The 14,853-nt window shown below is 62.7% G+C and carries 17 protein-coding genes; 5 read left to right on the top strand and 12 right to left on the bottom strand.

What is annotated here, in order from left to right; genetic code table 11:
• The first annotated feature begins 8 nt into the window (after positions 1 to 8).
• Both C1M53_RS13155 and C1M53_RS13150 read left to right on the top strand, forming a co-directional pair.
• Positions 9 to 554, top strand: a complete 546-nt coding sequence (locus C1M53_RS13155) for a hypothetical protein (protein WP_129412651.1) — start codon at positions 9 to 11, stop codon at positions 552 to 554.
• Entirely contained in the window at positions 554 to 781 is a 228-nt protein-coding gene (locus tag C1M53_RS13150; protein WP_121449809.1) for a helix-turn-helix transcriptional regulator, read from the top strand. Before C1M53_RS13155 ends, C1M53_RS13150 begins: the two co-directional genes overlap by 1 nt.
• A 55-nt stretch (positions 782 to 836) precedes the next feature.
• Here the strand turns inward: C1M53_RS13150 and C1M53_RS13145 are convergent, their stop codons facing one another.
• Positions 837 to 2,333 (bottom strand): CoA-acylating methylmalonate-semialdehyde dehydrogenase, encoded by a 1,497-nt coding sequence (locus C1M53_RS13145; protein WP_129412650.1) that lies wholly within the window; start codon positions 2,331 to 2,333, stop codon positions 837 to 839.
• A gap of 187 nt (positions 2,334 to 2,520) precedes the next feature.
• On the opposite strand from C1M53_RS13145, the gene C1M53_RS13140 reads away from it, so the two are divergent.
• From C1M53_RS13140 to C1M53_RS13130, 3 genes are read left to right on the top strand one after another with little or no spacing between them, the layout of a single operon-like run.
• Positions 2,521 to 3,402 carry a LysR family transcriptional regulator gene (locus C1M53_RS13140; RefSeq protein ID WP_129412649.1) on the top strand — a complete coding sequence of 294 codons (882 nt, stop codon included), beginning with the start codon at positions 2,521 to 2,523 and terminating at the stop codon, positions 3,400 to 3,402.
• Between the two features lie 27 nt (positions 3,403 to 3,429).
• Entirely contained in the window at positions 3,430 to 4,062 is a 633-nt protein-coding gene (locus C1M53_RS13135; RefSeq protein ID WP_129412648.1) for a transcriptional regulator, read from the top strand.
• Positions 4,063 to 4,067: 5 nt separating this feature from the next.
• On the top strand, positions 4,068 to 4,460 hold the full coding sequence (locus C1M53_RS13130) for a VOC family protein (protein ID WP_129412647.1): 393 nt from the start codon (positions 4,068 to 4,070) through the stop codon (positions 4,458 to 4,460).
• A gap of 69 nt (positions 4,461 to 4,529) precedes the next feature.
• On the opposite strand, the gene C1M53_RS13125 is transcribed toward C1M53_RS13130, so the two are convergent.
• The 11 genes from C1M53_RS13125 to C1M53_RS13070 all read right to left on the bottom strand — a co-directional run bounded on the left by C1M53_RS13125 (position 4,530) and on the right by C1M53_RS13070 (position 14,769).
• Entirely contained in the window at positions 4,530 to 5,783 is a 1,254-nt protein-coding gene (locus tag C1M53_RS13125; RefSeq protein WP_129412646.1) for a D-amino acid dehydrogenase, read from the bottom strand.
• Positions 5,784 to 5,978: 195 nt separating this feature from the next.
• Entirely contained in the window at positions 5,979 to 6,509 is a 531-nt protein-coding gene (locus C1M53_RS13120; RefSeq protein WP_129412645.1) for a nucleoside-diphosphate kinase, read from the bottom strand.
• Positions 6,506 to 6,934, bottom strand: a complete 429-nt coding sequence (rnk, locus tag C1M53_RS13115; protein WP_129412644.1) for a nucleoside diphosphate kinase regulator — start codon at positions 6,932 to 6,934, stop codon at positions 6,506 to 6,508. The genes C1M53_RS13120 and rnk overlap by 4 nt, the downstream gene beginning before the upstream one ends.
• Before the next feature lie 282 nt (positions 6,935 to 7,216).
• Entirely contained in the window at positions 7,217 to 8,386 is a 1,170-nt protein-coding gene (alr, locus tag C1M53_RS13110) for an alanine racemase (protein ID WP_129412643.1), read from the bottom strand.
• 40 nt (positions 8,387 to 8,426) lie between these two features.
• Complete coding sequence (locus tag C1M53_RS13105; protein WP_129412642.1) at positions 8,427 to 8,948, bottom strand: RNA pyrophosphohydrolase; 522 nt, start codon at positions 8,946 to 8,948, stop codon at positions 8,427 to 8,429.
• Between the two features lie 2 nt (positions 8,949 to 8,950).
• A complete protein-coding gene (locus C1M53_RS13100; protein WP_129412641.1) occupies positions 8,951 to 10,123 on the bottom strand; it encodes a divergent polysaccharide deacetylase family protein in 1,173 nt (390 codons plus the stop codon).
• Between the two features lie 125 nt (positions 10,124 to 10,248).
• Positions 10,249 to 11,580 carry a S41 family peptidase gene (locus tag C1M53_RS13095; protein WP_165358134.1) on the bottom strand — a complete coding sequence of 444 codons (1,332 nt, stop codon included), beginning with the start codon at positions 11,578 to 11,580 and terminating at the stop codon, positions 10,249 to 10,251.
• A gap of 1 nt (position 11,581) precedes the next feature.
• Positions 11,582 to 12,862: a murein hydrolase activator EnvC gene (locus tag C1M53_RS13090; RefSeq protein ID WP_245488538.1), complete on the bottom strand. Its 1,281-nt coding sequence runs from the start codon at positions 12,860 to 12,862 to the stop codon at positions 11,582 to 11,584.
• 157 nt (positions 12,863 to 13,019) lie between these two features.
• The gene (gene rlmH / locus C1M53_RS13085) at positions 13,020 to 13,502 is read right to left on the bottom strand and encodes a 23S rRNA (pseudouridine(1915)-N(3))-methyltransferase RlmH (RefSeq protein ID WP_129412639.1); all 483 of its coding nucleotides are present in this window, start codon (positions 13,500 to 13,502) and stop codon (positions 13,020 to 13,022) included.
• A gap of 127 nt (positions 13,503 to 13,629) precedes the next feature.
• Positions 13,630 to 14,007: a ribosome silencing factor gene (gene rsfS, locus C1M53_RS13075; RefSeq protein ID WP_129412637.1), complete on the bottom strand. Its 378-nt coding sequence runs from the start codon at positions 14,005 to 14,007 to the stop codon at positions 13,630 to 13,632.
• Positions 14,008 to 14,181: 174 nt separating this feature from the next.
• Positions 14,182 to 14,769 carry a nicotinate-nucleotide adenylyltransferase gene (locus tag C1M53_RS13070; protein ID WP_129416156.1) on the bottom strand — a complete coding sequence of 196 codons (588 nt, stop codon included), beginning with the start codon at positions 14,767 to 14,769 and terminating at the stop codon, positions 14,182 to 14,184.
• Positions 14,770 to 14,853 lie beyond the last annotated feature (84 nt).

Here is a 14,853-nt window from a genome sequence, read left to right as displayed (position 1 = left end):
ATCGCGTCATGGCAGAACGTGAGCGTGCCCGCCGGCTGAGCCGACGGTTGGAATTGCTGATCACCGCGATTGTCGTGGTGATCCTCATGGTGGTTGGAATCGGGCTGGCCTGGGCGCTTGCCCAACCGGACACGGCCGGGTCCTTCGCCGCACAACAGTACGGCTTCCCCACTCCTGGTCAGAGCTCCACCATCGCGGCATTCCTGCTTGTGGTGGTGTTCCTGGCCCAGACCGCGCCCATGATTGCCGGGCTGTTGAGCCTGCGCATGGCTTTTCGCGAGATTGCGCGACATGAGACGATCGGGGCTGGTGCCGCACGCTGGCTGCGCCGCTCTGGCATCGCCTTCTTTGTCAACGCGCTGGTCATGCTGCTTTCACGGCCTCTCGTCTCGTTGATCCTGTCCATCGACATGCCGTCCGGCCAACGCTTCCTCTCGATCGGTTTCGGCACGCCTGAATTACTTACGTTGCTGGTCTCCGGCGTGCTGGTGATGTTCGGTCATCTGATGACCGTCGCCGCCCGGATCGAAGACGAAAACAAGCGGTTCATCTGATGCCGATCATCGTCAATCTCGATGTCATGCTGGCGCGCCGTAAGGTGCGGTCCAAGGAGCTTGCCGGCAAGGTCGGCATCACCGAGCAGAACCTTTCGCTGCTCAAATCCGGCAAGGTGAAAGGCGTGCGCTTCTCGACATTGTCGCGAATATGCGCCGAGCTCGACTGCCAGCCAGGAGACCTGCTCGAATACCAGCCGGGAGCCGAGGAAGAAGACGAGGGATAAAAGAAAACGGGCGCCAGGGCGCCCGTTTCAACTTCAAAACAGATCAAAGACTAGCCTAGTTCATCGTCGGGATGACGAATTCTGCACCATCCTTGACGCCCGACGGCCAGCGCGAGGTGACCGTCTTGGTCTTGGTGTAGAAGCGGAACGCGTCCGGACCGTGCTGGTTGAGATCGCCGAAGGACGACGCCTTCCAGCCACCGAACGTGTAGTAGGCGATCGGAACCGGGATCGGCACGTTCACGCCGACCATGCCGACCTGCACACGGCTGGCGAAATCGCGCGCCGCATCGCCGTCGCGGGTGAAGATAGCAACGCCATTGCCCATCTCGTGGTCGTTGGCGAGCTTGATCGCGTCCTCGTAGCGCGGCGCACGCACCACCGACAGCACTGGGCCGAAGATCTCTTCCTTGTAGATCGTCATGTCGGGCGTCACGTCATCGAACAGGCAACCGCCCATGTAGTAGCCATTCTCATAGCCCTGCATCTTGAAACCGCGGCCATCGACAACCAGCTTCGCGCCTTCCTTCACGCCGAGATCGACGTAACCCTTGATGCGCTCCAGCGCTTGCCTAGTCACGACCGGGCCGAAATCGGCGGCGGAATCGGTCGAGGGGCCGACCTTCAGGCTCTCGACACGCGGGATCAGCTTTTCCATCAGCCGGTTGGCGGTATCGTTGCCGACCGGAACCGCGACGGAGATCGCCATGCAGCGCTCGCCGGCCGAGCCGTAACCGGCACCGATCAGGGCGTCGACAGTCTGGTCCATATCGGCGTCGGGCATGATGATCATGTGATTCTTGGCGCCGCCGAAGCACTGCACGCGCTTGCCGGCCGCACAACCGCGCGAATAGATGTATTGCGCGATCGGCGTCGAGCCGACAAAGCCGATGGCCTTGATGTCCGGATCGTCGAGGATGGCATCGACCACTTCCTTGTCGCCGTTGACGACATTGAGGACGCCTTCCGGCAAGCCAGCTTCGATGAAAAGCTCGGCAATCCGCAGCGGCACGCCGGGATCGCGCTCGGACGGCTTCAGGATGAAGGCGTTGCCGCAGGCAATCGCCGGGGCGATCTTCCACAGCGGGATCATGGCAGGGAAGTTGAACGGGGTGATGCCGGCAACGACACCGAGCGGCTGGCGCATCGAATAGACGTCGATGCCCGGGCCAGCACCGTCGGTGAATTCGCCCTTCATCATGTGCGGCGCACCGATGCAGACCTCGACCACTTCCAGGCCACGCTGGATATCGCCCTTGGCGTCGGCGATGGTCTTGCCGTGCTCACGGGCAAGGATATCGGCGAGCGAGTCATACTCGCGATTGGCAAGTTCCAGGAACTTCATCAGCACGCGCACGCGGCGTTGCGGGTTGACCGCGGCCCATTTCACCTGAGCTTCCTTGGCGTTCTCGACGGCGGCGCGCAGTTCCGACTTCGAAGCCAGCGCCACGGTGCCACGCACCGAGCCGTCCATCGGCTGCATCACATCCTGCTTGCGCCCGCTGGTGCCGGCGACACGCTTGCCACCGATGAAATGACCGTAGTCGATCATGGTTCTCTCCCTGGATTTTGATTGAAACCATTGTCGGTCTTTAAAGACCGGAACGCAACGCGAGGGAAATCGCAGCCGTTGTGCAAAAATCGTATATCGATCTGGACACAAGCATCAAACGACGCAAAGATGCGATCGACTTTTCCCTTCCTCGCCATCGGGATATCGCGACCACCATGGAGATATCATGAACTGGGATGACGTGCGCATCTTCCTTGCCGTCGCCCGCACCGGCCAGATACTGGGTGCGGCCAGGCGCCTGGAACTAAACCACGCCACGGTCTCCCGGCGCATTGCCACCCTGGAAGAGGCGCTGCGCACCAAACTGTTCCGGCGGCTGACCACAGGCTCCGAACTGACGCCGGCCGGCGAACGGTTCCTCGATATTGCCGAGCGCATGGAAGCCGAAATGATCGCCGCCCGCTCGACGGTCGCCGGCGAAGGCGACGACATCTCGGGCACCGTGCGCATCGGCGCGCCTGACGGCTTCGGCGTTGCCTATCTCGCACCACGGCTCGGCGCGCTGACTGCCATGCACCGGGAACTCACCGTGCAGCTGGTGCCGGTGCCCCGTTCTTTCTCATTGTCGCGACGCGAGGCGGATATCGCCATCACCGTCGAACGACCGACGGAAGGCAGGCTCGTCGCCGGCAAGCTCGTCGACTACACGCTTGGCCTCTATGCCTCGCGCGCCTATGCCGACAAGCATGGTTTGCCCCGAAGTCGAGAGGAGTTGAAGGACCATACGCTGATCGGCTACGTGCCCGACCTGATCGTCAGCCAGTCGCTCGACTATGCCGCCGAATTCAGCCACGACTGGCATTCCACATTCGCCATATCCTCGGCCATGGGCCAGGCCGAGGCCGTGCGCTCCGGCGCAGGGGTCGGCATCCTGCACACCTTTGTCGCCCGCTCGATGCCGGAACTGGTGCCGGTGGAAGCAGCTCCGCCGATCCGCCGTGCCTATTGGCTGGTCTACCATGAGAGCGTGCGCCAGCTCAGGCGCATCCAGGTGGTGGCATCCTTCATAGCCGGGCTTGTCGAAAAGGATCGCGCCCTGTTTCTTTGAACCGACCGAGCTGCTCGGGAGGAAACCTTGCTGTCGCGACCCTATGTCGAACTGCTACGCCAAGCTCAACGCGTGTCGAGACGTGCCGACGAAGCGGAAGACCTTTTGCAGGCGGTTCTGCTTTCGGCCATCGAGGCCGGCCGCTCCGACCTTTCCTGCCCGGACAACCGCCGATGGTTGCAGGGCGCCATCCGCAAGCGGGCCGCATTCGAGGCCCGCTCCGCCATCCGGCGACGCCAGCGCGAGACCCGCTGGCAAGCTGAGCCGGAGGCGTCTGCCACGCGCGGGGATATGCCCAATACTTTTGTGGCCACGCTGCCTGCGGCACTCAGGACCACAGCGCTGTTGGCGCTGACCGGCCACACGCGCCGAGAGATAGCCTGGCTGCTGCGCCTGTCAGATCCGGCCTTGCGGCAACGCATCGCCGAAATCAGGCGACGATGGCGCGACATCGGTGGAGACCGGCTCGAGGAAATTCCCGGCCTCGACGGCCTGCTGCATTTTGGCAGCATCCGGCGCGCCTTGCTTGGGCCGTCGCGACGCGACGGCGTACTGCTCGCCAGCCATGATCCCGACGGTCATCTTTTTTTGGTGAGCATCCCCTCACAAATCGGCATGGCGCGGCAACAGAGCCAACGCAAACCCTCGAACCAGGAGTAGACACCGTGTTCCGCAACAGAAAGCTTGGCACCATCTGCTATTTCGTCACCGACATCGGCCGCACCGAAACCTTCTATCGCGACGTTCTCGGTCTCGAAATCGAGAACATGGGCGATGCCGGCGATGGCCATGACTGGCTGATGGCGAAGACCGCCAACAACATCGAACTGATTTTCTTCCAGCAGGAATCGCGACCGGGCAATTCGCCCATCATCGTCTTCGAGATCGCCGAGGGTGGCATCGACGACGTGGTGGCAGGGCTCGCCGAAAAAGGCGCTACCATCGTCACGCCGGTCAGCCATGCCCCCGGGGGGTGGTCGGCCGAGATCGCCGACCCAGACGGCCATCAGATCTCGATGTATCAGTCGGAGGAGCAGCCGCGTTCGCTGAGGACTTAGCCTCCGACAGACGACGCAGGCATTCAACACGCCGAAACTTCAGGATTTCGGCGTGTTGGAAAAACAGGATCAGGCGTAGCGGGACATGCCGAGTTCGCTGACGTCGATGTCCGGCTTCCTGCCCGACACGATGTCGGCCAGCACCCGCCCCGATCCGCAGGCCATGGTCCAGCCCAGCGTGCCATGGCCGGTGGAGAGGAAGAGGTTGTCATAGCGCGTCTTGCCGATGATCGGCGGGCCGTCCGGCGTCATCGGCCTGAGCCCGCACCAGAAACTGGCCTTCGACACATCGCCACCGCGCGGAAACAGATCGGTGACCGAATGTTCGAGCGTCGCGCGCCGTGCGGGACGCAGGGCAAGATCGTAGCCCGAAATCTCGGCCGTACCACCGACGCGGATACGATCGCCCAGTCGCGTGATCGCCACCTTGTAGGTCTCGTCCATGACGGTCGATTCCGGCGCGCCGGCGGCATCGGAGATCGGCACCGTGATCGAATATCCCTTGATCGGGTAGACCGGAATCGAAAGGCCGAGCGGCTTCAACATGATCGGGGAATAGCTGCCGAGCGCGCAGACATAGGCGTCCGCCGTCAGCAGCCCTTCACTGGTGTCCACACCGGCGATGCGGCCGCCTTCGGTGGCAATGCCCTTGATCACTGTGTTGAAGCGGAAGCTCACGCCGCGCTTTGCCGCATGTTCGGCAAGCCGTTCCGTGAAAATCTTGCAGTCGCCTGTTTCGTCGCCCGGCAGGCGCAGGCCACCAACGAACTTGCCTTTCACATTGGCCAAAGCCGGTTCCGCGCCGATGCAGCCGGCTGGATCAAGCACCTCGTAGGGCACACCGAACTGCTTCAGCACCTCGATGTCGCCGGCAGTGCCGTCAAGCTGCTTCTGGTTGCGGAACAGTTGCAGGGTACCCCTGGCGCGATCGTCATACGCGATGCCGATTTCGCCACGCAGCGCCTTCAGGCAATCGCGGCTGTATTCGGCGATCGGTACCATGCGCGCCTTGTTCACGGCATAACGCGCCTCGGTGCAGTTGCGCAGCATCTTCAGCACCCACGACACCATGGCGGGATCGACCTTGGGACGGATCACCAGCGGCCCGAAATGCATCAGCAGCCACTTGATCGCCTTGACCGGAACGCCGGGGCCAGCCCAAGGCGAGGAGTAACCGGGCGAAACCTCGCCGGCATTGCCGAAACTGGTTTCCAGGGCCGGACCACCCTGGCGGTCCACCACCGTCACCTCATGGCCGGCCTCCGCCAGATAGTAGGCGGCGGTTACCCCGATCACGCCGCTTCCAAGCACCAGAATTCTCATACGCCCCGCTCCTAGAACATGATCCCGCAAGTTGCCGGATCACGACAAAACAACCAAATGGAGCGGAATGCCTTGGCGGCATCCGGCTCCAGCGCATCGGCGCCCGAAATCAGAATGATCTTCGGCAGGCGCGATACGCAACCTCAAACTCGAAACGCCCTGGCATCCGGACGGACGAATGGCGCTCCACCCTGGTCACGCGGCCGTTGGGCCACCCGGGTCGTCATCGGCCCCTGTCTGCCGGATTTTCTCCACCGCGCCAAGTGGTGGCACAATGCTATTGGCACTGTAGACCAGTCGGAGCGCCGGCCGTGCCTGTCGGGCGATAGTCGCGCGGCGTGCCGCTTCCGGCTGGAACAACACCTTGACCACCCGGATCGGCTCGATCTCGCCACCCGACCGTTCGACGAAACCGGCTTCGCCCTCGCCCATACCCAGCAGCGAAAGCCCCCATGGGGTCGTCACCGGCAGGCTGGCACCAACGACGCCGCGCACCTCGTTCTGGATCACGGTGCGTGTCTCCGCCGGATTGGCACCGATACGAAATGTGACGCGACTGTTCATGGTCACGACATCGGCGTCGATGGAATCGAGCAAAACCACGCTGGCATTGGCGAGCTTCTTTTCGAGCAGCTGTGCAAGCGGATCATCCAAGGCGCGCCGACGCTCCAGCATCGTTTCGAGAATGGCGAAATCCTTGGTGGTGAGGCGGCAGGTCCTGTTCATGCCCGAGCCTCGACGCGATCCGCATGCGGCGGCTCGACGGCAATAATGTCGAGTGTCATTTCGCGACCGTCGCGCGTGATCCAGCGAACGCGGTCGCCAACCGCGGCGCCGATCAGGGCGGTTCCCAGCGGCGTAAGTATGGAAATGCGTTGGGTGGCAATGTCGGCTTCGGCTGGATACACCAGCGTCATCCGCTGCTCGGCGCCACCGCCATTGCGGGCAACGATCGTGGATCCCATCCGCACGACGGTGTCCGGCAGGGTTCCGGGAGCGGCCACGGTGGCGCGATCCATCTCGGAAAGCAGTTCTTCGGCGGTATCGGGCAGCCGGTCGAGTGATGCCCGCGCCAGGCCGGTCAAGCGGCCATGGTCATTGGCGGTCACCAGGATGGTGTCGGGCGGACGAACCTTGATTGATCTTTGCATGGTGGAATCCTTCGGGTTGATGATGCATCGGAACGATGCGTGGCCGGCCACACGCGTGGCGGCCCTTCAATCGAACCGACGCGCGTTCACGCCGCCTTCGGCTCGAAATTCAGTTCTGTTTTTTGAAAAAAGCCCCGGTACGGACGGACGCACGAAGGCGTCCGCGCCGGGGCTACGCTCCCGCGATGGGGCAGATCCTGAAGCAGGTCTGGATATGGGCAAGATTGCTCATGTCACGAGCCTTGCCGACCCGGCACGGCTTGTCAAGCATGACGGGATCGTTCAGCCGCCGACGTAGCGCCGGTGGAAGCGATGGCCAAGGCTGGTCAGCACCTCATAGCCGATCGTGCCCGCGACATCGGCCACGGTGTCGAGCGGGTGCGACGGGCCAATAAGCTCGACCAAATCGCCTTCCTTCAGCCGTCCTTCGGGCAGCGCGGAAATGTCGAGAATGATCGAATCCATCGACACCCGACCGATGAACGGCAATTCGGCGCCTTCGAAAAAGGCGGCCGCCGAGGTACGGCGATGCCAGCCGTCGGCATAACCCAGGGTGATCGTTGCTGTCCGGAGTGGCCCCGTGGCATGAAAGGTGTGGCCGTAGCCAACCCCTGCCCCTGCATCGATCTGCCGGGTCTGGAGCACCTTGGCTTCCAGCTTGATCACCGGCTGCATCGGGTTCTTGTGACCCGGTGTCGGGTTGATGCCGTAAAGTGCCGCACCCGGTCGGGCCAGGTCGTGATGGTAGGGCTTGCCGAGAAAGATGCCGGAGGAATTGGCGAAGGAAAGCGGCGCCTGCGGCAACATCCGTCGCAACCGTTCGAACTCCAGCCGTTCGGATTCGTTGGCGCCGTGATCCGGTTCATCAGCGCAGGCCAGATGGCTCATCACCAGCCTGAGTTCGATGCCGTCGAAAGCTGACGGGTCGGCTGCCAGCACTTCGACTTCGACCGGAGCCAGGCCAATGCGCGACATGCCGCTGTCGACCTGGATCGCCGCCGGCAACCTCCTGCCAAGCCGGCGGCCAAGATCGCTCCATGCTGCAAGCTGCCCGGTGCTGTTGACGACCGGAATCAGCCCTGCCGCCTCTCCCTGCGCTTCCGATCCCGGCAGAAACCCGTGCAGAACGAAAATGGTCGGTACAGTCCCCAGGGCATCGCGCAGCACAACGCCTTCCCACAGATGGGCAACGAAGAAGGTGTCGCATCCCTCCTTGCGCAAGGCATTCGCCACCTGCACGGCCCCAAGCCCGTAACCGTCGGCCTTGACGACGCCGGCACAGGCGACGCCAGCGAGGCGCGCCTTCAGCCGTCGGTAATTTTCGCGAATGGCACCAAGATCGATGGTGAGGATGGCACCGGCCGCAGCCTCATCGGGCTGCGCGGGCGTATGGATCGTCTTTTCAGTCAATTCGGGTCGTCTAGCTCCGGAAATCCTGACGGCATCGACCATCTTCGACCCCGTGCGGCAATACGATTGGCTTCTGCAACGGTTATGCCACCAGATGTCGGAAGGCAGCAACGACCTCTTCGTAGACCTTGCGCTTGAACGGCACGATGAGATCGGGCAGGTCACTCATCGGCTTCCATCCCCAGTCGTCGAACTCCGCGTCATGGCCGCCGGGAGGCGGGTTGATTTTGATTTCGCTTTCGTCGCCGTGGAAGCGGAATGCGAACCATTTCTGCGTCTGGCCACGATAGCGTCCCTTGAAGGCGATGCCGACCAGATCGCGCGGCAGGTCATAGTTGATCCAGTCGGGAGCCTCGGCCAGAAGATCGAGACTTTTCATCCCGGTCTCCTCGTAGATCTCTCGCCGGGCCGCGACCAGCGGCTCTTCGCCCTTGTCGATGCCACCCTGCGGCATCTGCCAGAGCTGCGTCGTGCCGGAAAACTCGCTATCCGGTTCTGCGATGCGATGCCCCACCCATACCAGCCCTTCGCTGTTCAGCACCATGACGCCGACGCAGGGGCGATAGGGCAAGGTTTCAGGGTCGACCAGCTTGTTCTTTGTCATGCTCACTTCCGTTCCGGATCGATCGCCACCGCCGAGATCGGCACGATCTCGATGCCGCGTTTCTTGGCCTCGTTCACCCATGACACGACGGCATCTACGGTGACGTTGAAGGCCGAACCGGTACCGACGGCATAACCCTTGGCGCGCGCCGTCGCTTCCAGCTCATCGAGCTTCTTCAGGATGGCGCCACGCTCCTGCACGCCGTCGATCGCGGTGTCGGCAATCGCCAGCGGTACACCGTCCTTCCTGGCAAGGTCCGGCGCGACGCTGCGGGCCGAGGAACCGTCGTCCAGATATCCGATGCCTCGCCTGGCGAGTTCCGCCATGACCGGCGCGAAGGCCTCGGCGTCCCCCGAGAAACGTGCGCCCATATAGTTCATCACCGCTGTATAGTTCGTGGTGCGCGACAACACCCAGCGCAGGTTCTTCAGGTTTTCTTCTTCACTGGCATCGACGGTCAGTGTGCTGCGCCCAGGATTCACATTGGGATAATCGAATGGTTCCAGTGGCAATTGCATGACGATCTCATGGCCACGCCGGCGAGCCTCCTGCATCCAGCGGCCGATGCTGTTGCCTTGCGAGGCAAAGGCGAGTGTCACCTCGCCCGGCAGCTTGGCAATCGCCGACTGGGTCCCGGTCTGTGACACGGCGAGCCCGCCGATGACGATGGCAACGCGGGCGCCGCGAGCACCGGACCAGGGCCGGGCGTAGACATCGAACGGCCGCTGCCCGTCCGCCGAGCGGATCGGCAGGGGGCCGCCTTCGCCATCTTCGATCAGCGCCTTGTCAGGCAGGTGCGCGACAGACAGGTTCTGGCCCACAGCGGAAGCGTCCTGGATGACGATACCGGCCTGCCCACCGGTATCGGTAGGCTGGACGCGGATGATCTGTGGCCCGTCGTTCTTCTTCGGCTGCGTTGCGGTTTTCGGTGGGGCCGCCGGCGCCTGAGCCACTGTCTCGGCTGGCTTCGTTTCCTGCGGCGCCGGCGTTGCGACGACCACCGGCTTGCGGAACGGTTTTTCTCCAAAGGCAATCACGGCGGAAGCGCCGACCGCCACCAGAACGCCCAGGGTAGCCAGCACCTGTCCGCGACCCAACCGTCGCGCAGGACGCGGCGTCGGCGCCCGGACAGATTGTCCGAGCGGGCGTTCGATCTCCTTGGTGAAATCAGCCAAGCCGCCAACCCCTGCGTAGGCAAGTCCCCGAATCAAACTGCCGGAACCTTGCGGTCCCGGCAGCATCGCATTGCTTGGTTCGAGCGGCCAGTATCCTTTGAAAGAACCGCCGCGAAGCGCCAGTCTTACTGGTTCATCACCGCCTTGTCGGGGTTCGGCGGGAAGGCCGCATCGGTCTTTTCGCCACGCAGCAGCTGTTCGGCGAAGATCAGCTGCAGGTCGTTCTTCGGATCCGGCGGCACATAGGCAGCGGAGCCGGAGCCCTGCGAGCTTTCCTCGACGCCCTTGATGTGACCCTTGAGATCGGACTCGCCACGGGTCAGGTCGCGACCCTGCAGTTCCGCTGGTACCGGCTGATCGACCTTGATGTCGGGCGTGATGCCCTTGCCCTGGATCGATTTGCCGGACGGCGTGTAGTACAGCGCCGTGGTCAGGCGGAGCGCGCCGTTCTCGCCGAGCGGGATGATGGTCTGCACCGACCCCTTGCCGAAGGACTGGGTGCCCACGACCGTCGCACGCTTCAGGTCCTGCAGCGCGCCGGCAACGATTTCCGAGGCGCTTGCGGAGCCGCCGTTGACGAGCACCACCAGCGGCTTGCCGTCGATCTCGTCGGTCGTCTTGGACTTGGCGTCGAAACGGGTCACGTCCTTCGGATCACGGCCACGTGTCGAAACGATCTCGCCGCGCTTCAGGAAGGCGTCGGAAACCGACACTGCCTGGTCAAGCAGACCACCTGGATTGAGCCGCAGGTCAAGCACATAACCCTTCAGCTTGTCCTTCGGGATCTGTTTCTTGATCTCGGCGATAGCGTTCTGCATATCGTCATAGGTCTTCTCGGTGAAAGACGTGATCTTCATGTAGCCGATGTCGTTCTCGACCCGGAATTTCACCGCCTTGACCTTGATGATGTCGCGAACCACCGTCAGCTCGATCGGCTTGTCGGCACCCTGGCGCAGGATGGTCAGCTTGATGGGCGTGTTGACGGCGCCGCGCATCTTGTCGACGGCGTCATTCAGCGTCAAGCCGCGCACTTCGTCGCCATCGATCTTGGCGATGTAGTCGCCGGCCAGGACACCGGCCTTGGCTGCCGGCGTATCGTCGATCGGGGTGATGACCTTGACGAGATCGTTCTCCATCGTGACCTCGATGCCGAGGCCGCCGAACTCGCCCTTGGTCTGCACGCGCATGTCCTGCGCCTGCTCGGAGTTCATGTAGGACGAATGCGGGTCGAGCGACGACAGCATGCCATTGATGGCATTTTCCACCAGCGACTTGTCGTCCGGCGGCGTCACATACTGCGCGCGCACGCGCTCGAAGATATCGCCGAAAATGGCGAGTTGCTTATAGGTGTCGGAGCCTGCCGCGTTCGCCGCCGAGCTTGGAACCCCATAAACCAGGCTCATGGCAGACGCGCCCATCAGCGCGCCGGCAACCAAGAGCGACAGTTTCCGCATCATCTTACGTCCTTCCAGAAAATCGCTCCGCCCACCATGGGTTAGGATCGACGGGTTTTCCATCCTTGCGGAACTCGATGTAGAGCTCCAGCGTCGTATTTCCATTCTGCGTTGCCGATGTGCTCGCTACGCGGGCCTCGCCCATGGTTCCGATCGGCTCGCCCGCGAGCACGGCCTGGCCAGCCGCTACGTTCAATTTGCTCATTCCCGCCAGAACGACATGATAACCGTCGCCAGCATTCAGGATCAAGAGTTGTCCATAGGAACGAAACGGTCCTGCATAGAGGACACTTCCATCCGCCGGCGCCGTGACGATGGCGCCCGATTGTGTCGCAACCATGTCACCCTGCATGGTGCCGCCGCTGCCGTCCTCGCCGCCGAAACGACGGCGCACCTTGCCGGTCACGGGCAACGAGACCTGCCCCTGCATGGCCGAGAACGGCACGGACGATGCGAGGCGATTGGCTTCCGGGACAGCGGCGGCCGCATCCCTGGCATCCGCGTCGGCCTGGGAGGCCGCATTCTGCCTGGCTTTTTCGTCCGCCTTGCGCGTCTTTTCCGCTTCCGCGTCCAGGGAAGCGATCAGATCTTTCAGGCTTGAGGCCTTTGCCGCGAGATCGTGAGCCTTTTTCTGCTCGTCGGCCAGAGCAGTCTCGGTTTCGGTCTGCAACCTTCCCTTGGCCTGAAGCAGCAGATTGAGCCTCTGTTTCTCGGCCAGTTGGTCGGTTACCGCTCCAGCCAGCCGCGTGCGCTCCGCTTCGATCGAGACCGTCACCCGCGACAACTCCTTCAACTCGGTCATGACGATGTCGGCACGGTGCCGCAGTTCGGGCACCACCGCGCCGAGAAGAATGGCACTGCGTACCGAAGACAGCGCATCTTCCGGCTTGACCAGAATGGCCGGAGGCGGGTTGAGCCCCATGCGCTGCAGCGCGCCAAGCACCTCCGCCAGCACGTCACGACGGGCGGCGAGCGATTCGCGCAGCTTCTTTTCCTGCTCCTTCAGGCCGCCGAGTTTGCCGCTGATGTCTTCGATATCCTGGCCGAGCTTCTGCTCGGTCTTGGCCGACTGGATCAGCGCCGCCGTGATCGAGGCCGAATCCTTCTTCACCGTCGCGATATCGGCCGCCAGTTTGCTCAGGCGTTCGGCGGAAAGTGTGATCTCCTTGGAAACCCGCTCATATTCGACGCGGCTTTCTTCCGCACCGGTCGTGGTATCCAGCGTGTTTTCCGCCCGCGCCGAAAACGACACGACAAGCGCGGCAGCAACCAGGCAGCCGCGCATGAAGCAGGGTTTCGATTTCGCACGCTCAAACATGGAAGCCCGACTGTATTTCCGGCTTCGTTAACGAACCATCAACCATAAATGTTCGCTCTCTCTACCCTGCACGGCTTCTTGAACCGCATTGGGGCGAAAATCGGTCGGCGGCAAGCAATGGCGTCTATGATCGATGATAGGGATGCCCGGCAAGAATCGTTCCCGCCCGGTAGAGCTGTTCGCCCAGCATGACACGCACCAGCTGATGCGGCCAGGTCATGGCACCGAGCGACACCACCAGATCGGCCTGATCGCGCAGCGATTGATCGTGACCGTCAGCGCCGCCAATGGCAAGGACCACTGCCTTGCGGCCGCCGTCGCGGAACAGCCCGATGCGACCGGCGAATTCTTCGGAGGAAAAAGACCGTCCCCGCTCGTCGAGCAGGATCAGGGCACCGCCGGGCTGCAGCTGGGTCTGCAGCTTCTGGCCTTCCTCGCGCCGGCGTTCGCTGGCGGTCTGGCCGCGGCTCTCCGGGATTTCGGTGACACCGGAGAATTCGAGCCCGAGCGCCGGACCGCTTTTGGCGAAGCGGTCGAAGTAACGAGCTGCCAAATCTCTTTCGGGGCCGGCTTTCATCCGGCCCACGGCATGTATGATGATCTTCATCCCTGCCTCTAGAGCGGTTCCGTTTTTAACGGAAACGCGGAAACGCTCTGACCCTTGGTTTTCACACAATTCCGGACGGAAAACCGCTGCGCACTTTTCCTGGAATTGCTCCAAGGAGCCTCACGGCTCAGTGGAGGGTCTCTTCTTCAAGGTCGGGTGCCTGCCACATCTTTTCAAGATTGTAGAAGTCACGCACCTCGGGTCGGAAGACGTGGACGATGATATCGCCTGAATCGATCAGCACCCAGTCGGCGCTGGCCAGCCCCTCGACGCGCGCATCGCCGTAGCCGGCGTCCTTGAGCGCTTTGAGGAGATGATCGGCCACCGCCGTGACATGACGGTTCGACCGGCCTGACGCGATGACCATGTAGTCGCCGAGGCTCGATTTTCCCTGGATGTCGATGGAGACGATGTTTTCGGCCTTGGAGTCTTCCAGACTGGCAAGGACTGTCTTGATGGCGCGGGCCGAGGCGTCGATGCCGCCTATCCCGGCCGCCGAAGGCACGATGTCGGCCTTCTTCCGCAGTGCTGTTCTCAGTGTCTTTCCTTTCGCGACAAGAACAACGAAGTCACCAACAAAATCAGGTGACGCTAAATAGATAGGCAGAGTCGCATTGCAGTTTCAAGACAAGCCGGGCCACACTTGTCCATCAAAGCGCTGATCTTTCTTGGAAAAGCGCTATTTCTTCGCCGCTTTCCGGATCGCGGTGGACGACAGCAGCGAGCGCGGGCCGTGGATGAAAGTCCAGGCCGGCGCCCGCATATGCGCCAGGATGGGCGCATCGCCCTCGTCGACCCGGGCGTAGTCGAAGGTCTTGGCGACGACAGACGACAGAAAGGACAGGGTCGCTCCGGGCCGATCGATGACGGCGATCGGGAAGGTCATGGCGATCTGGCGCCAGCGCTGCCAGTGGTGGAAGTCGCGCAGCGAATCCGCCCCCATGATCCAGACGAAATCGACGCCCGGGTTCTTGGCGCGCACCAGCGCCAGCGTGTCGGCGGTATAGCGTATGTGATGGCTGGCCTCGAACGCCGTCACCTTGATGCGCGGATTCCTGGTGATCTTTTCCGAAAGGCGGATGCGCTCGGCAAGCGGCGCGAGTTCGCGCGTGCTCTTCAGAGGATTTCCTGGCGTGACGATCCACCAGAGCTGGTCGAGGGCAAGCTTCCTCAGCGCGATCTCGGCCACCAGCGAGTGGCCGGCATGCGGTGGGTTGAACGAGCCGCCGAACAGCCCGACCTGCATGCCCTTTTCGACATAGGGCATGCGCAGATATTGCACGGGGACGCCGTCGTTCCTGCGCAAGGGTTCAGTCCCTTGGCCGATGCCGGTCGGAGGTCCGTCCGATTT

The sequence above is a fragment of the Mesorhizobium sp. Pch-S genome (assembly GCF_004136315.1).
GTDB lineage: Bacteria > Pseudomonadota > Alphaproteobacteria > Rhizobiales > Rhizobiaceae > Mesorhizobium.
This window is presented reverse-complemented; position numbering and strand designations above follow the sequence as displayed.

Excerpts from the sequence above, each read along its gene's own strand:
- C1M53_RS13155 (WP_129412651.1), top strand. The coding sequence starts at position 9 with ATGGCAGAACGTGAGCGTGCCCGCCGGCTGAGCCGACGGTTGGAATTG.
- C1M53_RS13150 (WP_121449809.1), top strand. The coding sequence starts at position 554 with ATGCCGATCATCGTCAATCTCGATGTCATGCTGGCGCGCCGTAAGGTG.
- C1M53_RS13145 (WP_129412650.1), bottom strand. The coding sequence starts at position 2,333 with ATGATCGACTACGGTCATTTCATCGGTGGCAAGCGTGTCGCCGGCACC.
- C1M53_RS13140 (WP_129412649.1), top strand. The coding sequence starts at position 2,521 with ATGAACTGGGATGACGTGCGCATCTTCCTTGCCGTCGCCCGCACCGGC.
- C1M53_RS13125 (WP_129412646.1), bottom strand. The coding sequence starts at position 5,783 with ATGAGAATTCTGGTGCTTGGAAGCGGCGTGATCGGGGTAACCGCCGCC.
- C1M53_RS13120 (WP_129412645.1), bottom strand. The coding sequence starts at position 6,509 with ATGAACAGGACCTGCCGCCTCACCACCAAGGATTTCGCCATTCTCGAA.
- rnk (WP_129412644.1), bottom strand. The coding sequence starts at position 6,934 with ATGCAAAGATCAATCAAGGTTCGTCCGCCCGACACCATCCTGGTGACC.
- alr (WP_129412643.1), bottom strand. The coding sequence starts at position 8,386 with ATGGTCGATGCCGTCAGGATTTCCGGAGCTAGACGACCCGAATTGACT.
- C1M53_RS13105 (WP_129412642.1), bottom strand. The coding sequence starts at position 8,948 with ATGACAAAGAACAAGCTGGTCGACCCTGAAACCTTGCCCTATCGCCCC.
- C1M53_RS13095 (WP_165358134.1), bottom strand. The coding sequence starts at position 11,580 with ATGATGCGGAAACTGTCGCTCTTGGTTGCCGGCGCGCTGATGGGCGCG.
- C1M53_RS13090 (WP_245488538.1), bottom strand. The coding sequence starts at position 12,862 with ATGCGCGGCTGCCTGGTTGCTGCCGCGCTTGTCGTGTCGTTTTCGGCG.
- rlmH (WP_129412639.1), bottom strand. The coding sequence starts at position 13,502 with ATGAAGATCATCATACATGCCGTGGGCCGGATGAAAGCCGGCCCCGAA.
- C1M53_RS13070 (WP_129416156.1), bottom strand. The coding sequence starts at position 14,769 with ATGCCCTATGTCGAAAAGGGCATGCAGGTCGGGCTGTTCGGCGGCTCG.